The organism is Pseudomonas neuropathica, assembly GCF_051174785.1.
GTDB lineage: Bacteria > Pseudomonadota > Gammaproteobacteria > Pseudomonadales > Pseudomonadaceae > Aquipseudomonas > Aquipseudomonas neuropathica_A.
In genome coordinates, this window is sequence record NZ_CP195111.1 from 6063819 (window position 1) to 6083565 (window position 19747).

16 protein-coding genes and 1 pseudogene are annotated in these 19747 nt (G+C 61.9%); 11 read left to right on the forward strand and 6 right to left on the reverse strand.

Translation table 11 applies throughout. From position 1 onward, the window contains the following. The first annotated feature begins 97 nt into the window (after window positions 1-97). The 8 genes from ACRRSD_RS27270 to ACRRSD_RS27305 all read left to right on the forward strand — a co-directional run bounded on the left by ACRRSD_RS27270 (window position 98) and on the right by ACRRSD_RS27305 (window position 8966). On the forward strand, window positions 98-1015 hold the full coding sequence (locus ACRRSD_RS27270) for a LysR substrate-binding domain-containing protein (protein ID WP_435036361.1): 918 nt from the start codon (window positions 98-100) through the stop codon (window positions 1013-1015). 188 nt (window positions 1016-1203) lie between these two features. Further along, entirely contained in the window at window positions 1204-1821 is a 618-nt protein-coding gene (gene lexA, locus ACRRSD_RS27275) for a transcriptional repressor LexA (protein WP_435036362.1), read from the forward strand. Beyond that, complete coding sequence (imuA, locus tag ACRRSD_RS27280) at window positions 1821-2438, forward strand: translesion DNA synthesis-associated protein ImuA (protein ID WP_435036363.1); 618 nt, start codon at window positions 1821-1823, stop codon at window positions 2436-2438. The genes lexA and imuA overlap by 1 nt, the downstream gene beginning before the upstream one ends. A gap of 7 nt (window positions 2439-2445) precedes the next feature. After that, window positions 2446-3861: a Y-family DNA polymerase gene (locus ACRRSD_RS27285; RefSeq protein WP_435036364.1), complete on the forward strand. Its 1416-nt coding sequence runs from the start codon at window positions 2446-2448 to the stop codon at window positions 3859-3861. Beyond that, on the forward strand, window positions 3858-6935 hold the full coding sequence (locus ACRRSD_RS27290) for an error-prone DNA polymerase (RefSeq protein WP_435036365.1): 3078 nt from the start codon (window positions 3858-3860) through the stop codon (window positions 6933-6935). Before ACRRSD_RS27285 ends, ACRRSD_RS27290 begins: the two co-directional genes overlap by 4 nt. Window positions 6936-7235: 300 nt before the next feature. Continuing rightward, entirely contained in the window at window positions 7236-7910 is a 675-nt protein-coding gene (locus tag ACRRSD_RS27295) for a CsgG/HfaB family protein (RefSeq protein WP_435038552.1), read from the forward strand. A 28-nt stretch (window positions 7911-7938) separates the two neighbouring features. Beyond that, window positions 7939-8310, forward strand: a complete 372-nt coding sequence (locus tag ACRRSD_RS27300; RefSeq protein WP_134177559.1) for a DUF4810 domain-containing protein — start codon at window positions 7939-7941, stop codon at window positions 8308-8310. Further along, window positions 8307-8966: a DUF799 domain-containing protein gene (locus ACRRSD_RS27305; protein WP_435036366.1), complete on the forward strand. Its 660-nt coding sequence runs from the start codon at window positions 8307-8309 to the stop codon at window positions 8964-8966. Before ACRRSD_RS27300 ends, ACRRSD_RS27305 begins: the two co-directional genes overlap by 4 nt. A 127-nt stretch (window positions 8967-9093) precedes the next feature. Here ACRRSD_RS27305 and ACRRSD_RS27310 read toward each other — a convergent pair. Next, window positions 9094-9347 (reverse strand): annotated as a pseudogene (locus tag ACRRSD_RS27310) (flavin reductase family protein); the annotation flags it as partial. Window positions 9348-9450: 103 nt separating this feature from the next. Here ACRRSD_RS27310 and ACRRSD_RS27315 point away from each other — a divergent pair. From ACRRSD_RS27315 to ACRRSD_RS27325, 3 genes are all read left to right on the forward strand, one after another. Next, the gene (locus ACRRSD_RS27315; RefSeq protein ID WP_435036367.1) at window positions 9451-10140 is read left to right on the forward strand and encodes a GntR family transcriptional regulator; all 690 of its coding nucleotides are present in this window, start codon (window positions 9451-9453) and stop codon (window positions 10138-10140) included. Between the two features lie 134 nt (window positions 10141-10274). Further along, the gene (locus tag ACRRSD_RS27320; RefSeq protein ID WP_435036368.1) at window positions 10275-12386 is read left to right on the forward strand and encodes an ATP-binding protein; all 2112 of its coding nucleotides are present in this window, start codon (window positions 10275-10277) and stop codon (window positions 12384-12386) included. Between the two features lie 31 nt (window positions 12387-12417). Further along, entirely contained in the window at window positions 12418-15051 is a 2634-nt protein-coding gene (locus ACRRSD_RS27325) for an excinuclease ABC subunit A (RefSeq protein WP_435036369.1), read from the forward strand. Between the two features lie 122 nt (window positions 15052-15173). Here the strand turns inward: ACRRSD_RS27325 and ACRRSD_RS27330 are convergent, their stop codons facing one another. The 5 genes from ACRRSD_RS27330 to ACRRSD_RS27350 are packed head-to-tail and all read right to left on the reverse strand — an operon-like array spanning window position 15174 to window position 19745. Continuing rightward, window positions 15174-17117, reverse strand: a complete 1944-nt coding sequence (locus ACRRSD_RS27330; RefSeq protein ID WP_435036370.1) for a response regulator — start codon at window positions 17115-17117, stop codon at window positions 15174-15176. Further along, window positions 17107-17982, reverse strand: coding sequence for a sensor histidine kinase (locus tag ACRRSD_RS27335; protein ID WP_038368915.1), 876 nt, complete (start codon window positions 17980-17982; stop codon window positions 17107-17109). The genes ACRRSD_RS27330 and ACRRSD_RS27335 overlap by 11 nt, the downstream gene beginning before the upstream one ends. Next, the gene (locus ACRRSD_RS27340; protein WP_435038553.1) at window positions 17975-18985 is read right to left on the reverse strand and encodes an ATP-binding protein; all 1011 of its coding nucleotides are present in this window, start codon (window positions 18983-18985) and stop codon (window positions 17975-17977) included. The genes ACRRSD_RS27335 and ACRRSD_RS27340 overlap by 8 nt, the downstream gene beginning before the upstream one ends. Further along, window positions 18982-19386 carry an anti-sigma regulatory factor gene (locus tag ACRRSD_RS27345; protein WP_003225570.1) on the reverse strand — a complete coding sequence of 135 codons (405 nt, stop codon included), beginning with the start codon at window positions 19384-19386 and terminating at the stop codon, window positions 18982-18984. The genes ACRRSD_RS27340 and ACRRSD_RS27345 overlap by 4 nt, the downstream gene beginning before the upstream one ends. After that, window positions 19383-19745: an STAS domain-containing protein gene (locus ACRRSD_RS27350; RefSeq protein ID WP_007912539.1), complete on the reverse strand. Its 363-nt coding sequence runs from the start codon at window positions 19743-19745 to the stop codon at window positions 19383-19385. Before ACRRSD_RS27350 ends, ACRRSD_RS27345 begins: the two co-directional genes overlap by 4 nt. Between the last annotated feature and the right edge of the window lie 2 nt (window positions 19746-19747).

A 19747-nucleotide genomic window follows, 5' to 3' on the forward strand; every position in this document is an offset into this window, starting at 1 on the left:
TTTCCTTGTTATTGCGTCTGATGGCCAGATTAGTGGCTGGCAACGGCTGACAGAACGCCTCCCTCACGAAAAACGTTTTTGCCTGAATGGAAAAAGCATGGACAAGTTGGCTGCATTGAAAATGTTCGTGGTCACCGCGCAGCTCGGCAGTTTCAGCCGCGCCGCCGAGCAGTTGGGCAAGACCCCGTCGGCGCTGACCAAAGCGGTCAATCACCTGGAATCGGAGCTGGGCGCACGGCTGTTCGAGCGCAGCACGCGACGGATTTTGCTCACTGAAATCGGCCGTGTTTACCTGGAAACTGCGCGGCTGGTGTTGCAGCGGCTGGACGAGGCCAGCGAGGAAATCGAGCAGTTGCAGCACGGCTTGCGCGGCAGCTTGAAAATCACTGCACCACTGGCGTACGGGCGGGCGTTTCTCGATCAGGTGTGTGACGGCTTTTTGCAGCAATACCCGCAGATCAGCCTGCAAGTGGATCTTTGTGATGCCTTCGTCAATCTGCTGGAAAGTGGTTATGACCTGGCGCTGCGTGAGGGTCACGATGACTTGCCGGGGCTGATTGCGCGGGTGGTTGGCAGCAATCGTCTGGCGTTGTGCGGCAGCCCCGAGTACCTCGCGCGCAAGGGCTTGCCGGTGAATCCGCAAACCCTTGAACAGCATGAATGGCTGCTTTATCAGCACCCGTTGCTCAGCCGCGAGTTCTGGTGGGCCGAGCGTGACGGGCAGCGTTTGAGTCTGGCGCAACCGACGGCGCCGCTGTTGCGCAGTGACAATTACGATTTGTTGCTGGCCAGTGCTCTGGCCGGGCGCGGTTTGCTGCACACGCCGCTGTGGAGCGCCGCACCGTACATTGCCGACGGGCGGCTGGTGCGGGTCATGGCCGATTACGAGATCGACCCGGATACCTTTGGCCCGCACATTCTGGCGGTGTACCCGAGCCACCGCCGGGCCACGGCCAAGGTCGTTGCCTTCATCGATTACATCGCAGCATTTCTCGCCGAACGTGGCCTTGGCTAACACCCACGCACTGATCGTTCCCACGCTCCGGCGTGGGAATGCAGCCCGTGACGCTCCGCGTCACTGGACGCAGAGCGTCCCTAGAGGCATTCCCACGCAGAGCGTGGGAACGATCAAGAACGTAGGAACGATCAACGTGGGGTGGGCCGACCTGCGGTGCTTGTCAGGAAAATCCTACAGGAGTACAAATGTACTCCATGACCAATCTGACTCCCCGCCGTACCGCCATCCTGACGTTTATCCGCGATCGAATCGCCGAACACGGTCAGCCCCCAAGCCTCGCTGAAATCAGCGAGGCTTTTGGTTTCGCCTCGCGCAGCGTGGCGCGCAAGCACGTGCTCGCGCTCACCGAAGCCGGGTTTATCGAGGTCAACCCGCATCAGGCCCGCGGCATTCGCTTGCTCGGGCAACCGCCGCGCCCGGAATTGCTCGACATTCCTGTGCTCGGCCGCGTCGCTGCCGGTGCGCCGATTGGCGCCGATGCCGACATCCATAGCCGCTTGCTGCTCGACCCGGCGCTGTTCTCGCGTACACCCGATTACATGCTGCGGGTGCAGGGCGATTCGATGATCGAGGATGGCATTCTCGACGGCGATCTGGTCGGCGTGCGGCGCAATTCCGAAGCGCTCAACGGCCAGATCGTCGTGGCGCGGCTCGACGGTGAAGTCACCATCAAACGTTTCGAACGGCTCGGCGATGAAGTGCGGCTGTTGCCGCGCAACCCGGCGTACCAGCCGATTGTCGTGCGCGACGATCAGGATCTGGCCATCGAAGGGGTGTTCTGCGGTCTGGTGAGGCAAGGCTGATGGGCGCCGTCGTTGCGTTGGATACGCTGTTCAATGGCGGCCAGGTCTGGAGGGGCCGGCCTGCGCCGCCGGCCGCCAGTCCGCAACCCACCGGGCACGCCGCGCTGGACGCAGCATTGCCCAACGGTGGCTGGCCGGAAGCGGCGCTGAGTGAAATCCTTTTGGCCGGCCCGGGTGTCGGCGAGCTGCAACTGGTCTGGCCAACGCTGGCGCGGTTGTCGGCGGCGGGCGAGCGCATCGTGCTGGTGGCGCCGCCGTTCGTGCCGTACCCGCAGGCGTGGGCAAACGCCGGGGTCGATCTGCGCCAGTTGTCGGTGATCCAGGCTAGTGAGCGCGATGCCTTGTGGGCGGCGGAACAGTGCCTGCGTTCGGGCAGTTGCGGCGCGGTGCTGTGCTGGCCGCACAAGGCCGATGACCGCGCGTTGCGGCGTTTGCAGGTGGCGGCCGAAACCGGTCAGACCCTGGCGTTTGCATGGCGCCCATTGAGCGAGGCGGTCAACCCGTCGCCCGCCGCATTACGGATTGCCATCGACGCCAAACCTGCACAACTGCGCGTGCTCAAGTGCCGTGGCGGGCTGGCGCGTACGGCACCGATTGCCTTTGCCGTGGGGCACTGAGGTCGCCATGCGCTGGGTGTGTATTCTGTTTCCGCAATTGGCCCTCGACGCCGTGCTGCGTCAGCGCCCCGATCCCGATGAACCGTTGGTGCTGCTCAACGGCCCGGCCCAGCGCCGGGTGCTGCAAGCGGTCAACCCGGCGGCACGCAAACTCGGTTTGCGTCCGGGCCAGTCGATGACCGCCGCCCAAGCGATGTGCAAAGGTTTTGCCACCGCCGATTACGAGGCCGCCGAGGTCGAGCACTGGCAGCAATTTCTCGCCGCGTGGGCCTACGGTTTCAGCGCGCAGGTCAGCGTGCATTACCCGCGCACCGTGGTGTTCGAGATCGAATCCAGCCTGGGCCTGTTCGGTTCCTGGGCACAGCTCGAAGCACGGTTGCGCCAGGAACTGACCGATCTGGGTTTTCGTCATCGCATCGTTGCCGCACCGAACCCGGTGGCGGCGCGGGTGTTGGCCAACGCCTATGACGGCTTGGTGGTGCCGGACGGCGAGGCCTTGCAGCATCACCTCGGTCAGTTACCCGTCGATCGTGTCGGTCTGGAGCCAGCAGTGGCCACGGCGTTGTCGCGCATGGGCCTGCGCAATCTCAGTCAGGTGCAGAGCCTGCCGCGTCAGGCGCTGGCCCGGCGCTTCGAAGCGCAGATGCTCAAACATCTCGACACCTTGTTCGGTGCGCGGCCATTGGCGCTGGAGTTCTACCTGCCGCCGGATCGTTTCGATGTGCGCATTGAGCTGAATTTCGACGTGCAATCCCATCAGGCACTATTGTTCCCGCTGCGGCGTTTGACCGGCGATCTGTCGGCGTTCCTCTGCGGGCGTGACAGCGGCGTGCAGCGTTTCGACCTGCATCTGGAACACGCCGGGTTGCCGGACAGCGTGATCAAGGTTGGTTTGCTCAGCGCCGAACGTGATCCGGCGATGCTCTTTGAACTGGCCCGAGGGCGGCTGGAACAGGTACAGGTTGAGGCGCCCGTGCGCGGCTTTCGTCTGCGTGCCGAGGACCTGCCGAGTTTCGTCCCGCAGTTTCAGGAACTGTTCGACGACCGTCCGCAACAGACCTTGCCCTGGGAGCAGTTGCGCGAACGCCTGCGCGCACGGCTCGGTGATGACGCCGTGCAGGGGCTGCGCTTTCAGGCCGATCACCGTCCGGAGTGCGCGTGGCAGCATGGCGTCGACAAACAACGCTGCGCAGCTTTGCCCAGCGTGCATCGCCCGGGCTGGTTGCTCGGTGAACCGCAAAGCGTGGCGCAAGGTTCGGCGCGGATTCTCATGGGCCCGGAGCGTATCGAGTCCGGCTGGTGGGACGGTGACGATGTGCGCCGCGATTACTACCTGATCCAGAACCGCGCCGGTCAGCAGGGCTGGGCTTATCGGGCGGTGGGCGAGGGCGGTCCGTTGTGGCTGCAGGGCTGGTTTGCATGAGTGACGGTTATGCCGAACTGCACTGCCTGTCGAACTTCAGTTTTCAGCGCGGTGCGTCCAGTGCACTGGAACTGTTTCAACGGGCGAAAAAACACGGCTATCAGGCACTGGCGATCACCGATGAATGCACGCTGGCCGGGATCGTACGCGCCTGGCAAGCGGCGAAATCGGTTGAACTGCCGCTGATCATCGGCAGTGAAGTGCGCATTGAAAACGGCCCGAAACTGGTGCTGCTGGTGGAGAATCTGGCGGGCTATCAAGCGCTGTGCGGTTTGATCACCCGCGCGCGGCGGCGCACGCAAAAAGGCCAGTATCAGGTGTTGCGCGAGGACTTCGACGAAGCGCTGCCGGGGGTGCTGGTGTTGTGGGTGGCGGACTCGCTTGATCAGGTGGAAGAGGGCCGTTGGCTGCAGCAGACCTTCGGCGAACGCCTGTGGCTGGCGGTGCAATTGCATCGTGGCCAGGACGATCAGCAGCGGCTGGCGGCGTTGTTGCGTCTGGCCGCCGAGTTGCAGATTCCGGCCGTGGCCAGTGGCGATGTGCACATGCACGCCCGTGGCCGCCGCGCCTTGCAGGACACCATGACGGCGATACGTCATCACGTGCCGGTGGCTGAGGCCGGGCTGCGATTACACCCCAATGGCGAGCGGCATTTGCGCAGCGTCGAAGTGTTGCGCGAGTTGTATCCGCAGGCCTTGCTGGATGAGTCGGTGAAGCTGGCCCGGCGTTGCACGTTCGATCTGGGCGAATTGCGTTATCAATACCCCAAAGAACTGGTGCCCGAGGGACACAGCGCCAGTTCCTGGCTAAGGCAACTGACCAAGGAAGGCATCGCCTGGCGCTGGAAGAAAGGTGCGCCCTTCAAGGTGCTGAGGCAGATCAACAAAGAGCTGAAGCTGATCGCCGAACTCGGCTATGAAAGCTACTTCCTCACCGTGCATGACGTGGTGCGCTTTGCTCGTGAGCAGAAAATCCTTTGTCAGGGCCGTGGCTCGGCGGCCAACTCGGCGGTGTGCTTTGCCTTGGGCATCACCGAAATCGACCCGGACCGCACCACGCTGCTGTTCGAACGCTTTATGTCGAAGGAGCGCAACGAACCGCCGGACATCGACGTCGACTTCGAACACGAACGCCGCGAAGAAGTCCTGCAATACGTGTTTCGCCGTTACGGTCGTGGTCGAGCGGCACTGACGGCGGTGGTCAGCACTTACCACGCTGCCGGCGCCGTACGCGATGTGGCCAAGGCCTTGGGCCTGCCGCCGGATCAGATCAACGCACTGGCCGATTGCTGCGGCCACTGGAGCGATGAAACGCCGCCACTGGAACGCTTGCTGGAAGGCGGTTTCGACCCGGAAAGCCCGGTGTTGCGCCGGGTATTGAGCCTGACCGCACAGTTGATCGGTTTCCCCCGGCACCTGTCGCAGCATCCCGGCGGCTTTGTGATTTCCGAGCAGCCGCTGGACACACTGGTGCCGGTCGAGAACGCGGCGATGGCTGATCGCACGATTATCCAGTGGGACAAGGACGACCTTGACGCGGTCGGCCTGCTCAAGGTGGATATCCTCGCCCTCGGCATGCTCAGCGCAATTCGCCGTTGCTTCGACTTGCTGCGTCGCCATCGCAATCTGGACTTGAGTCTTGCGACGATTCCGGCCGAAGACAAACCGACCTACGACATGATCAGCCGCGCCGACACCATTGGCGTGTTTCAGATCGAATCCCGCGCACAGATGTCGATGCTGCCACGTCTGAAACCGGCGAAGTTCTATGACTTGGTGATCGAAGTGGCCATCGTCCGCCCGGGGCCGATTCAGGGCGGGATGGTCCATCCGTACCTGCGCCGGCGCAATAAAGAAGAAAAAGAAACCTATCCGTCACCGGAGCTGGAAGTGGTGCTCAAACGCACCCTCGGCGTGCCGCTGTTTCAGGAACAGGTCATGCAGATCGCCATCGTCGCCGCCGACTACAGCCCCGGCGAGGCCGATCAATTACGTCGCTCGATGGCCGCGTGGAAACGCCACGGTGGATTGGAGCCGCACAAGGAACGCCTCGCCGCCGGCATGAAGAAAAACGGCTATACACCGGAGTTCGCCGCGCAGATTTTCGAGCAGATCAAAGGTTTCGGCAGCTACGGTTTTCCCGAATCCCACGCCGCCAGTTTTGCTTTGCTGACCTACGCCAGTTGCTGGCTCAAGTGCCACGAACCGGCGGCGTTCGCCTGTGCGCTGATCAATAGCTGGCCGATGGGTTTCTACAGCCCCGATCAGATTCTCCAGGACGCGCGCCGGCATCAATTGCAGATCCGCCCGGTCGACGTGCGCGCCAGTGATTGGGATTGCAGTCTGGAAACCACCACGGTGGCGCAACCGGCGATTCGCATGGGCCTGCGCATGATCAAGGGCTTTCGCGAAGACGATGCCCGGCGCATCGAGGCGGCGCGGGCGCGCGGGGCGTTTGCCGATGTCGCCGATCTGGGCGAACGGGCGGCGCTCGACAGCCGGGCGCAGGCGTTGCTCGCCGATGCCGGGGCGTTGCGCGGTCTGGCTGGGCATCGACATCGCGCCCGTTGGGAAGTGGCCGGGGTGCAGAAGCAGCTGGGGTTGTTTGCCGGGTTGCCGAGCCAGGAAGAGCCGGAGGTGGAGCTGCCAAAACCCAGTGTTGGCGAGGATCTGCACGCCGATTACAGCACCGTCGGTACGACGTTGGGGCCGCATCCGCTGGCGCTGTTGCGCAGTGAACTCAAGGCGCGACGCTGTCGCAGTTCGCAGGAGTTGCTTGAGGTCGAGCACGGTCGGCCGGTGAGCGTCGCCGGGCTGGTGACCGGACGGCAACGACCGGGCACCGCCAGCGGGGTGACCTTCGTGACCCTGGAAGACGAGTTCGGCAACGTCAATGTGGTGGTCTGGCGCGATCTGGCCGAGCGTCAGCGCCAAGTGCTGGTGGGCTCGCAATTGCTCAAGGTCGATGGCCGCTGGGAGCGCGAAGGTGAAGTGCGCCATTTAATTGCAGGCCGGCTAAGCGACCTCAGCCCGTTGCTCAATGGCATCCGCGTGCAGAGCCGCGATTTCCACTGATCCTTTCCCCAAGCCGAACACAAACCCAAGTCAGACATAAAACCCTGTGGGAGCGAGCTTGCTCGCGAAGGCGGTGCATCAGCCAAATGTTCATTGAATGACGAACCCCTTTCGCGAGCAAGCTCGCTCCCACAGTGGATTTGCGTAAGGCTAATCAAGCCAATTCATTGGCGTCAAAAAAGCCTGTCGCGAATGATGGCACTTTGTCATAATGCCGCCCCTTTTCAGCTCCCGCCGCGCAATGCCGCGCCGGGACATCCCCGTTTTTCAAAGGAATACTCAGTGAGAATGATCTCCCGGATGCTGGTCTCAGGCGTTGCGATTGCTGTGCTTGGCGCCATTGCTGGCACACTCTCAGGGTGCGCGACGGAAAGCTCCCGCGCATTGCCGGTGGCCAAGGTTGAAAGCGCTACACAAGTCTGGACCGGTGTTCGCGTACCAATGGCTGTGGGCAAGTTCGACAACCGCTCCAGCTACATGCGCGGGATCTTCTCTGACGGCGTCGACCGTCTCGGCGGTCAGGCCAAGACCATCCTCATCACCCACTTGCAGCAGACCAATCGCTTCAGCGTGCTGGATCGCGACAACATGGGCGAAATCCAGCAGGAAGCGGCGATCAAGGGCCAGGCCCAGCGTCTGAAAGGTGCTGATTATGTGGTCACCGGTGACGTCACCGAGTTCGGCCGCAAAGAGACCGGCGATCACCAGCTGTTCGGCATTCTCGGTCGTGGCAAGACTCAGGTCGCCTACGCCAAAGTCAACCTGAACATCGTCAATATCAGCACCTCCGAAGTGGTCTATTCGACTCAGGGCGCCGGCGAATACGCCTTGTCCAACCGCGAAATCATCGGCTTCGGCGGCACCGCTGCCTACGACTCGACCCTTAACGGCAAAGTCCTCGATCTGGCCATGCGCGAGGCGATCAATCGTCTGGTCGATGGCATGAACGCCGGTGCCTGGAAACCGGGCAACTGATCGACACCCATTGCAAGGAGCAACATCCATGAAACTGACTTTGTCGCGCGCGCTGATGGCGCTGACGCTGGCCGCCAGCGCCTTGCTGGCCGGTTGTGCCCCCGGCCCGCAGACCCTGTACCAATGGGAAGGCTACGAACCCCAGGTTTACGAATATTTCAAAGGCGAAGAGCCGAAAGAAGCCCAGGCCGAAGCGCTGGAACGTGACCTGCAGAAAATCCGCTCCACCGGCAAAGCCGTACCGCCGGGTTACCACGCACACCTTGGCTTGCTCTATCTGAGCATGGGCAAGGACGATCAGATGGTGCAGCAGTTCAATACCGAGAAAACCCTGTTCCCCGAGTCCGGCACGTACATGGATTTCCTGCTCAAGAACGCCAAGAGCGGAGACGCGAAATGATTTCGCGTACCTTGAAGCTGCTTGCCGCCGGTTTGGCCCTGACCGTGCTGGGTGGCTGCGTCGCCCCCAAAACCGTGGACTACTCGGCCTACAAACAAGCACGGCCGAAGACCATTCTGGTGCTGCCTCCGCTGAACACTTCGCCGGATGTGAAGGCGTCGTACAGCCTGTTGTCGCAGGTGACCTTCCCGTTGGCCGAAGCCGGTTATTACGTGCTGCCGATTACGTTGGTGGACGAGACGTTCCGCCAGAACGGTCTGACCACCCCGGACGACATCCATCAGGCACCGGCAAACAAACTGAGGGACATCTTCGGTGCGGACGCCGCGCTGTACATCACCGTAACCGAATACGGTACGCGCTACATGGTGATCAGCAGCGAGACTGCGGTGACTGCGACGGCAAAACTGGTTGACCTGAAAAGCGGCACCACGCTGTGGACCGGTTCGGCGCGAGCGTCGAGTGAAGAGGGCGGCAACAACAGCGGTGGCGGTCTGATCGGCATGCTGATCACGGCGGCGGTGAAGCAGGTCATCAACAGCGCTACCGATGCCGGCTACCCGATTGCCGGTGTGGCGAGCAATCGTCTGCTCTCGGCCGGCCATCGGGCAGGCCTGCTGTACGGCCCGCGTTCGCCGAAGTACGGCACAGACTAAGAAACGACATAAATCCCTGTGGGAGCGAGCCTGCTCGCGAAGGCGGTCTGCCATTCAAAGATTATTTGGCTGATATACCGCTTTCGCGAGCAGGCTCGCTCCCACAGGGGTAATGCGTTGCTCTGGTTTATTTGGCAGCAGGCCAAAACCGCTCGCCACCGCCCGGCGCTTCCGTCCACGCTTGCAACGAGCGGGTCGGCAAATCGAAGTAATCGCGGGTTCGTGCGTAACCATGGCCACCCATGCGTCCGATCGCATCCAGGCCCATTGATCAATGTACAGCGTCTTCGGATCGATCAGCTCATCGCGCACATGCGCCATCAACACCTCGCCAAAAATGATCTCCGGCGACTGACCAATGTTCAGCGCCATCATCCGCCGGTATGCAATATATGAATGCAATTTGCAAAGGCCCGGATTAATCTGCGTTTCCATGGCCAGGCATCGCCAAGGGCTGGTTGCCTGACGTTAAAGGAGTGCCCAAATGACCGAAAAGAAACCGGAAACCACGGTCGACCGCGTCTACCAAGGGGTTTACGAGGCGATCAGCAAACGTTCGTTGCGCCCGGGGATGAAGCTGGGCGAGGCCTCGTTGGCCGAGTTATTCAATGTCAGCCGCACGTCGGTGCGTGCGGCACTGAAGCAATTGGAGGCCGATGGACTGGTCACCACCGAGCCCAACAAAGGTGCATCGGTGTCGTTGCCGAGCAATGAAGAGATCCGTTCACTGTTCGAAACCCGCCGGCTGATCGAAATCGGCATCGTCAGTGAACTGTGCCGACGCAAGGACACGGCGGCGATGCAGGATCTGCGCGAACACCTGCTGCTGGAAGATCAAGCGCACGCCGCCGGCGATCACGAACGGCTGATCCATCTGCTCGGCGAGTTCCACATCAAACTGGCGCGCAGCCTCAACAACCCGGTGCTGCTCGACTGGTTCCAGAAGCTGATTTCCCGTGCCTCGCTGTACGCCGCCGCGCTGGATGACGACAGCCACGAAGTCTGCCGCGATGACGAACACCTGCGACTGATCGAATACATCGAAGCCGGCAATCAGAACGCTGCTATCGAGCTGACCTGCATGCACTTGAACGGTATCGAGAAAGCTATTCTCGACGTCGCCGCGAAGATGAAAACTGGCTACCATCCGCTCAAACACCTGATCGGGGTCTAGGTTCCGCGCGGGAATGAAATCGGCTATACCTCATATGAAACCAATACGACTGCAGACGCTCGAAACAGACGGGCGTCGCGTCGTTCTGGCATCGCGATTTATCGGGCAACCACCTAAGGACACTGAGTCAGTCGATGCAGTTTTTATCCGATAGCCATGGTTGTGACGGCTGGAAAGGCGAAATGGCCGGGCGCATCAGTGCGTTCGACTGGAGCCACACCGAACTTGGCCCGCTGAATAGCTGGCCGGCCAGCCTGTGCAGCGCGGTGCAACTGATGCTGGCGTCGCCACTGCCGATGGTCATGCTCTGGGGTTATGCCGGGTACATGATCTACAACGATGCCTATTCGAAATTTGCCGGTGGTCGCCACCCCTATCTGCTCGGTTCGCCGGTAGAACTGGGCTGGCCGGAAGTCGCCGATTTCAACCGGCACGTGGTCGATACCTGCCTGGCCGGTGGCACCTTGTCGTTTCGCAATAAAGAGCTGGTGTTGTTGCGCGACGGCGTCCCCGAAGACGTCTGGATGGATCTGTATTACAGCCCGGTGGCCAATGATGACGGCAAGCCTGCCGGGGTGATGGCGATGGTGGTCGAAACCACCGAATTCATGCACTCCGAACGCCGCCGCCAGGCCGCCGAAAAGGCTTACCGCGCCGACAACGAGCGGGTACGTCTGGCGCTGAATGCCGGGGCCTTGCTCGGCTCGTTTGTCTGGGACGTGAAAAACAACACGCTGTCGGCGGACGAGCGTTTTGCCCGCACGTTCTCTTATCCGCCGGATCATGACCTGAGCAATCTGGCCCAGGATATTGCCGAGTCGCGCATTCATCCCGATGACCACGCCTGGGTACAAGAGCGCGTCGCCCATTCGGTGCAGACCGGCGAACCGTACAACGCCGAATACCGCGTGCAGCGTAGCGACGGCAGCTATCTATGGGTGCTGGCCAGCGGCGGTTGCGAGTTCGACGAGCACGGCAAGCCGTTGCGCTTTCCCGGCGTGCTGATCGATATTCATGAACGCAAGATCGCCGAAGAGTCCCTGCTCAAATTTACCCGCAACCTCGAACAGCGCGTGGGCGAAGAGGTCGAGGCGCGGCTGGCGGCTGAAGAGCAGTTGCGCCAGTCGCAGAAACTCGAAGCGATTGGCGGGCTGACCGGCGGTGTCGCTCACGACTTCAATAACCTGCTGCAAGTGATCGCCGGCAATCTGCATCTGCTTGCGCGCCACGAACCGGACAATGCCAACGTGCAGCGTCGTGTCAGTGCCTCGCTGGCGGCGGTCGAACGCGGTGCCAAGCTGTCCTCGCAACTGCTCGCGTTTGCCCGGCGCCAGCCGTTGTCGCCGGCAGTGTGTAACCCGCGACAGATTTTCGAAGGTGTCGGTGAATTACTGCAGCGAGCGCTGGGCGAAACCATTCAGATCGACGTGCAGTTGCCGCAGCAACCGTGGCACATCAACGTCGACCGCAACCAGTTGGAAAACGCCATTCTCAACCTGGCGATCAACGCTCGCGATGCGATGAAGGGCGAGGGCACCATCGCGCTCAGCGCCGCCAACGTGCGGCTCGATCGCGAGTTCTGCGCCGGTAAAGGCATCGTCCCCGGCGAATTTGTCCGCGTCGCGGTCAGTGACTCCGGCGCCGGCATCGCGCCGGGTATTCTCGAGCAAGTGTTCGAACCGTTTTTCACCACCAAGGCTGACGGTCAGGGCACCGGTCTGGGCCTGAGCATGGTGTTCGGTTTCGTTAAACAGAGCGGCGGCCACGTCGAGATCGCCAGTACCGTCGGTGAGGGCACGCGGGTGCAGTTGTACTTCCCGCGCAGCCTGCGGCCGATTCTTGATGAAGCACCCAATCTGCAAAGGCAGCAGAGCGGGGGGCACGAGACGATTCTGGTGGTCGAAGACAATGACGCGGTGCGCGCCTCGGCGGTCGAGTTGTTGCGCGAGGAGGGTTATCGCGTGTTGACCGCCGGCCACGGCGATGCGGCCATGCAAATGCTCCTCGAAGGTGTCGAAGTCGACCTGATCTTCACCGATGTGGTCATGCCGGGGCTGATCAAAAGCTCCGACCTGTTCGCCTGGGCCAAGGTACAGACGCCACCGGTGGCGGTGCTGTTCACCTCCGGGCACACCCGAGACATCATTTCGCGCAATCACCAGTTAAGCCCTGACACGCACTTGCTTGGCAAACCGTATAGCCCGGAAGCCATGTTGCAGATGATTCGGGTGGTGCTCGGTAGCTGAGCGTTGAACATTCCTTCACCAAGGCAGGTCGATGACTTCCAAACGCACCTCCAAAGCGCCCGCCGGCATGGTCCGGGTGCGCGGCGCCCGAGAACATAACCTGAAAAACGTCGATGTCGACATCCCCCGCGATGCACTGGTGGTGTTTACCGGGGTGTCCGGTTCGGGCAAGTCGTCGCTGGCGTTCTCGACTTTGTATGCCGAGGCCCAGCGCCGCTACTTCGAATCGGTGGCGCCGTATGCGCGACGGCTGATCGATCAGGTCGGCGTGCCGGATGTCGACTCCATCGAAGGCCTGCCACCGGCCGTGGCCCTGCAACAGCAGCGCGGTACGCCGAGTACGCGCTCGTCGGTGGGCAGCGTGACGACGTTGTCGAGCCTGATCCGCATGCTTTATTCGCGTGCCGGCAGTTATCCGCCGGGGCAGCCGATGTTGTATGCCGAGGACTTTTCGCCGAACACTCCGCAAGGCGCCTGCCCGGAGTGCCATGGCCTCGGCCGGGTGTATGAAGTCACCGAAGCGCTGATGGTGCCCGATCCCAACCTGACCATCCGCCAGCGCGCCGTGGCGTCCTGGCCGCTGGCATGGCAGGGGCAGAACCTGCGCGACATCCTCGTGACCATGGGCATCGATGTCGACATCCCGTGGAAGAAACTGCCGAAAAAGCAGCGCGACTGGATTCTCTTCACCGAAGAAACCCCGACCGTGCCGGTGTACGCCGGGCTGACCCCGGAAGAAACCCGCGTCGCCCTCAAACGCAAAATGGAACCGAGTTATCAGGGCACTTTCACCGGTGCGCGCCGCTACATCCTGCACACGTTTACTCATTCGCAAAGTGCGCTGATGAAAAAGCGCGTCTCGCAGTTCATGCTCGGCAGCCCTTGCCCGTTGTGTGACGGCAAACGCTTGAAGCGTGAGGCGTTGTCAGTGACGTTTGCCGGGTATGACATTGGCGAGCTGTCGCAGATGCCGTTATTGCAAGTGGCGGAGGTATTACGGCCGGTAGCGGCGGCCAGTTACCTCGAACACGCAGAAGAAACCGGCGAGACCTTGAGCCACGCGCAAACCCGCGAGGCCCGCCAGCAGCGTGTGGCCCATGGCGCCAGCGGGCACGGTAGCGCGCCCGACGTGCGCCACACGCCAAATCTTTCGCTGGAGAAACGTCTGGCGGCGCAGCGCATTGCCGAGGATCTGCTGGAGCGCGTCAGCACGCTGACCGATCTGGGTCTTGGTTATCTGGCGCTGGAGCGCAGCACGCCAACCTTGTCGTCCGGTGAGTTGCAGCGTTTGCGCCTGGCGACGCAATTGGGCTCGCAGTTGTTTGGTGTGATTTATGTGCTCGACGAGCCATCCGCCGGTTTGCATCCGGCTGATGGCGAAGCGTTGTTCGAGGCCTTGCAGCGCTTGAAGGCCGACGGCAACACATTGTTTGTAGTCGAGCATGACCTGGAAACCATGCGCCGCGCCGACTGGCTGATCGATGTCGGCCCGGCAGCCGGCGAGCAGGGTGGGCAGGTGCTGTACAGCGGCCCGCCGGCGGGTTTGGCCGAGATCGAAGCGTCGCAGACGCGGGCTTATCTGTTTGCCGAGTCGCAACGCCAGACACGAACGGCGCGCAAGCCGACGGCGTGGCTGAAACTCGAGGGGATCACCCGCAATAACCTGAACAACCTCAGCGCTGAATTTCCGCTGGGCTGCTTCACGTCGGTGACGGGCGTGTCCGGTTCCGGCAAATCGAGTCTGGTCAGTCAGGCCTTGCTGGAACTGGTCGGCGCGCAATTGGGCCGACCGACCGTGGACAACGAGCCTGAAGAACTCAGCCTCGAAGACAACGTACCGCAGGTCAGCAGCGGCCAGGTCACGTCCGGGCTGGAGTCGATCAAGCGACTGGTGCAGGTCGACCAGAAACCCATCGGCCGCACGCCACGTTCGAATCTGGCGACCTACACCGGGTTGTTCGATAACGTGCGCAAGCTCTACGCCGCGACCGACGCTGCACGGGCGGCGGGTTATGACGCCGGGCAGTTTTCCTTCAACGTCGCCAAGGGCCGGTGCGCCACCTGCGAAGGTGAGGGGTTTGTCAGTGTCGAGTTGTTGTTTATGCCGAGCGTCTATGCGCCATGCCCGACCTGCCATGGCGCCCGCTACAACCCGCAGACCCTGGCGATTCTCTGGGAGGGCTTGAGCATTGCCCAGGTGTTGCAATTGACCGTCGAGGAAGCGGTGACGGTGTTTACCGGGCAACCGGGGATTCGCCGGTCATTGGAGGTGCTGCGCGATATCGGCCTGGGTTATCTGCGCCTCGGCCAACCCGCCACGGAGCTGTCCGGCGGTGAAGCGCAGCGGATCAAACTGGCCACCGAATTGCAACGCAACCAGCGCGGCGCGACCTTGTATGTGCTGGACGAACCGACCACCGGGTTGCATCCGCGTGATGTCGACCGGCTGCTGGAACAGCTGGATACGCTGGTGACGGCGGGGCACACGGTGATCGTTGTCGAACACGAAATGCGTGTGGTGGCGCAGAGTGACTGGGTGATCGACATCGGGCCGGGGGCGGGGGATCAGGGCGGCCGAATCGTGGTGGCGGGTACACCGCAGAAGGTAGCGGCGAGCAAGAAGAGCCGGACGGCACCGTTTTTGGCCCGGGCTTTGAGCCGGTAGATGCGGAGGTTCAACTGGCCCCATCGCCAGCAGGCTGGCTCCCACAGTTTTTGTGGTGAACCCGGAATATGAATACACCACAAGCTCCGTGTGAGAGCTAGCCTGCTAGCGATGGCGGAGTGTCAGGCACCATCAAGGGTGCGGCGAACCTTGTCGAGCAGCTCACTGATCTGAAACGGCTTGACCAGCATGTCCATGCCACTGCCCAGAAACACCTGACGATTGATCGCTGTCTCCGCATACCCGGTCATGAACAGAATCGGCAATCCCTCTCGCCAACCGCGCGCAACATCCGCCAATTCACGACCGCTCATGCGCGGCAGGCCGACGTCGGTCAGCAGCAGGTTGATCGATGGATCATTCTGCAACCGCTCCAGTGCCGTTTCGATATCTGCCGCCTGGGTGCAGCGATAACCGGCGTCCTCCAGCACTTCAGTGACAAACATGCGCACCGATGGCATGTCTTCGACAATCAGTACATGTTCACCGGTGCCTTGCGGATCGACCACGGGAGCAGGAATGTCGGCCCCTGTCGGATCGGTGGTAGCCGGCAACATGATGGTCACTTCGGTGCCGCGCCGCGCGACGCTGCGGATGTGTGCATCGCCACCCGACTGGCGGGCAAAGCCATAGATTGTCGACAACCCCAGCCCTGTACCCTGGCCCAACGGTTTGGTGGTGAAAAACGGATCGAAGACCTTGTCGATGACGTTGTGCTCGATGCCCGTACCGTCATCACGCACCGACAGCGCCACGTAAGCGCCATCGGCCAGATTCGGATCGCCATGGGAGTACGCGGCGTAAGTGTTGACCCATATATTGCCACCCACCGGCAGGGCATCGCGGGCGTTGATCACCAGATTCAACACCGCGCTTTCCAGCTGCACCGGGTCAACCAGCGCGATGGCCGGTTTGCTGGTCAGCTCCAGTTTGAGGGTGATCCGCTCACCGATGGTACGCACCAGCAATTCTTCCAGCGAACGGACTTGGTCGTTGATGTCCACCGGCCGTGTGTCCAGCGGTTGCTGACGGGCGAAGGCCAGCAGACGATGGGTGAGCGACGCGGCACTCATCGCCGAATTCAGCGCCGCTTCACTATAAAACTGCACCTTGTCCAGACGTTGATCGGCAACACGTTTCTGGATCAGCTCGAGGCTGGTGATGATCCCGGTCAGCAGGTTGTTGAAGTCATGGGCGATACCGCCGGTGAGTTTGCCCAATGCGTCCATTTTCTGCACCTGCAGCAACTGCGCCTCGGCACGTACGCGCTCGGCGGTCTCCTTGACCAGTTGCGTAGTGGTGTCGTCCAGGCGCGCCAGATGCGAGCGCTCGCGATGGCGGTGTTCGGTAACGTCCTCAACGAAGACCAGGCTCAGTTCGGGCGTGCGGTACGGCGAAATCTGCCATTCGGTCTCGCGAATCTCGCCCTGCACGCGCATGTTCAGCGTGCCTTTCCAGCGCTCGCCATCGACCAGACGCAGGCGTAGCTCATTGAGGATGGCGCTCTGATCTTCGGCGAAGCATTCACGCAGGGCCTGCGGATCCCGATTGTCGAGAATCAGTTGTGTGAAGGCATGGTTGCACTCATGCACCTTGAGGCTGGCATCGAGCACCGCGATCGGCGCGGAGACGTTAACGAAAATCTCGCGGAATCGCGCTTCACTCTCGCGCAGGGCATTTTCCGTGTCGCGCACTCGCAGCAACGTACGCAGGGTGGCCAGCAGCACGTCCGGGTCAACCGGGTGAATCAGGTAGGCGTCGGCACCGGCATTGAGGCCGGTGATGATGTCGCCGGTCTGGATCGACGCGGCGGACACATGGATGACAGGCAGCAGCGCGGTGCGCGTATCAGCGCGCAGAATGCGCACGATGTCGAAGCCGCTCATGTCCGGCAGATTGACGTCGAGAATCAACGCGTCGAGTGCTTCGCTGTCAATCAGCGCCAGCCCCTCGCCGCCGGTGCCGGCCTCCAGCACCTCGTAGCCGTGACGCTCCAGCCGTCGGCGCAAGGCGTAGCGGGTGGCGACGTTGTCGTCGACGATCAACAGGCGGATGTCACGTTTCATCGACGTTCTCCAGAGCGATCGCCAGCGGAATGATCACGAAAAAGGTCGAGCCGACCCCCGGCGTGCTTTCCAGCCCGACTTCACCGCCGAGCAGGGCGGCGAAGCGTTTACACAGCGACAGGCCCAGCCCGGTGCCGCGCAGACGTTTCTGCAACGGCGAGTCGACCTGGGAAAAGTCCTCGAACAATGCACCATGCAGCTCTGGTGCGATACCGATTCCGGTGTCACTGACGGCAAAGCGCACCTTGTCCGCACCTTCGAGCCGCGCCGAAACCCGCACTTCGCCACGGGTGGTGAACTTCAGTGAGTTGGAAATGAAGTTGCGCAGGATCTGCGCGAGCTTTTTGTCGTCGGTATACAGGCGCGGCAAACCGACCGGTTCTTCGAAGATCAAATCGACCGCAGTAGCATCGACAATCGGCCGGAACATCCCGCGCAGGGCGGAGAACAGGTCGAACATGTCGAACCACGCCGGGGAAATGCTGATGCGTCCGGCCTCGATCTTCGCCAGATCGAGCAGGTCATCGACCATGTCGCTGAGTTCGCGGGCGGCGGTGCTGACGAACGCTACCTGTTTGTGTTGCTCGGGACTGAGCGGGCCGTCGAGTTCGTCGGCGAGCAGGCTGTTGATACTCAGGATCGAACCCAGTGGCGTGCGGAACTCATGGCTCATGTACGACAGGAAACGGCTTTTCAAGTCCGAGGCCTGGCGCAATTCCTCAGCCTGTATGTCGAGTTCGGCGTACAGGGCCAGCACACCCTGGTTGGTTTCATCGAGTTCTTCGCGCAGGGCCGCGGTTTCGCTTTGCAACTGGGCGATCAGCGCGGTCTGCTCCGCACTGCTCAGAATCGGCGACTCAGCCATGGGCGGCCTCCAGGGCAACGACAAGCACCGTTACATCGTCGCGCCCGCGACAGAAGTCGCGGTGCAGGACGCCGGCTATCACGGCGGGGTGGCGGTGCACCAGACCGGGGTAGTCTTGAAGATTCCAACGGGACTGCAAGCCGTCGCTGTACATGATCAATAGATGTCCGTTCACGTGAGCATAGTCAAAGGGCCGGGCTTTCCGGTATTGCACGCCGACAATGCCCGGGTGCGAGGCGAGGCCACGGGATTTGTCGGCGTTGATCAGGCTGGCGCCGATGTTGCCGACGCCGGCAAAGGTCAGGTTGTCGCGGCGAGCATCGAACTGGGTAAACGCGACGGCGCCGCCACGAGTGCCGATCATGTCGCGGTGCAGGTCCTCCATCAGCATGACCGGTTCGGCAAATGGCGTCAGGGCGAAGGTTTCAGCGCCAGCGCGGCCGGCGCGTTCGGCGTCTTCTCCGTGACCGAGACCGTCGATGATCAGCGCGCTGATGCTGCCGTTGTCATACGCCAGGTGCCAGACATCGCCGCAAGCCGGATCGTTGTGCAACGAGTGCTGGCTGACGCCAAAGCGCACGTCGGGCTCGCGGTCTGTGCGTGGGTAAATCCGCGCCAATAACACCGCGCCACGGGCATCGGCGTACACATCAAACACTTCGGTCTGACGCGATATCGAACCGAGGCCGATGCCTTGAGTGCCACCCGTCGAGAACCCGTCAGCCAGACAAGCCTCCAGGTCAAAGCCCTGCGCGCGGTCGATGGCGAGCAGTTCAATGCCAAAACCATTGCTGCGCGGCAGTACCCGCAGGTGCATTTCACCGTGGCTGGCGTGCTTGAGCACGTTACTCGCCAGCTCCGTCGCCACCAGTGCCACACGCCCGGCATCGCTTTCGTCAAAGCCGTGTTGTTCGGCCAGTTGTTGCGCCGTGCGCCGGGCGTGGCCGATCTGGCTGCTGTCCTCGATCAGTAATACCTGGGTCATCGACCCGCTGATATTCATGTCCATCGGGTAATCGTTATGCGAGTGCCCTTGCCGGGCTCGGTGTCCAGTTCAAACTCTTCGACCAGGCGTTTTGCCCCGGTCAGACCCAGGCCCATGCCGCTGCCGGAGGTCCAGCCGTCGGTCATCGCCAGTTTGATGTCGGCAATGCCCGGGCCTTCGTCGCGGAAGGTCAGGCGCAGACCGACCTTGTGATCTTCATCGAGAATCTGCCAGTCCATGTCGCCGCCACCACCGTAAACCATGGTGTTACGCGCCAGTTCGCTGACGGCCGTGACCATTTTCGTCAGGTCGATCAGGCGCATTCCGCATTCGGTCGCCAGTTTGCGTGCTGTCTGGCGCGCGAGCACGACATCCTGCTCGATGTGGATGGGTTGAGTGCCGCTGCTGCGTACGGTCATTGCCGGTCTACTCGTTCCTGCAGCAGCTTCATCCCGCGCTCGACGTTCAATGCCGTGCTGACACCGGGCAGTGTCAGGCCCAGTTCGACCAGGGTGATCGCCACCGCCGGCTGCATGCCGACCAGCATGGTTTCGGCGTCCATGATTTTTGACAGGCCGGAGATCGTGCTGATCATCCGCCCAATGAACGAGTCGACCATGTCCAGCGCCGAGATGTCGATCAACACCCCGCGCGCCGAGGTCTTGCTGATGCGCTCGGACAAGTCGTCCTGCAAGGTGAGGGCGAGCTGGTCATGCATGTCGACCTGAATGGTCACCAGCAGGAACTTGCCCATCTGGAGAATCGGGATACGTTCCATGC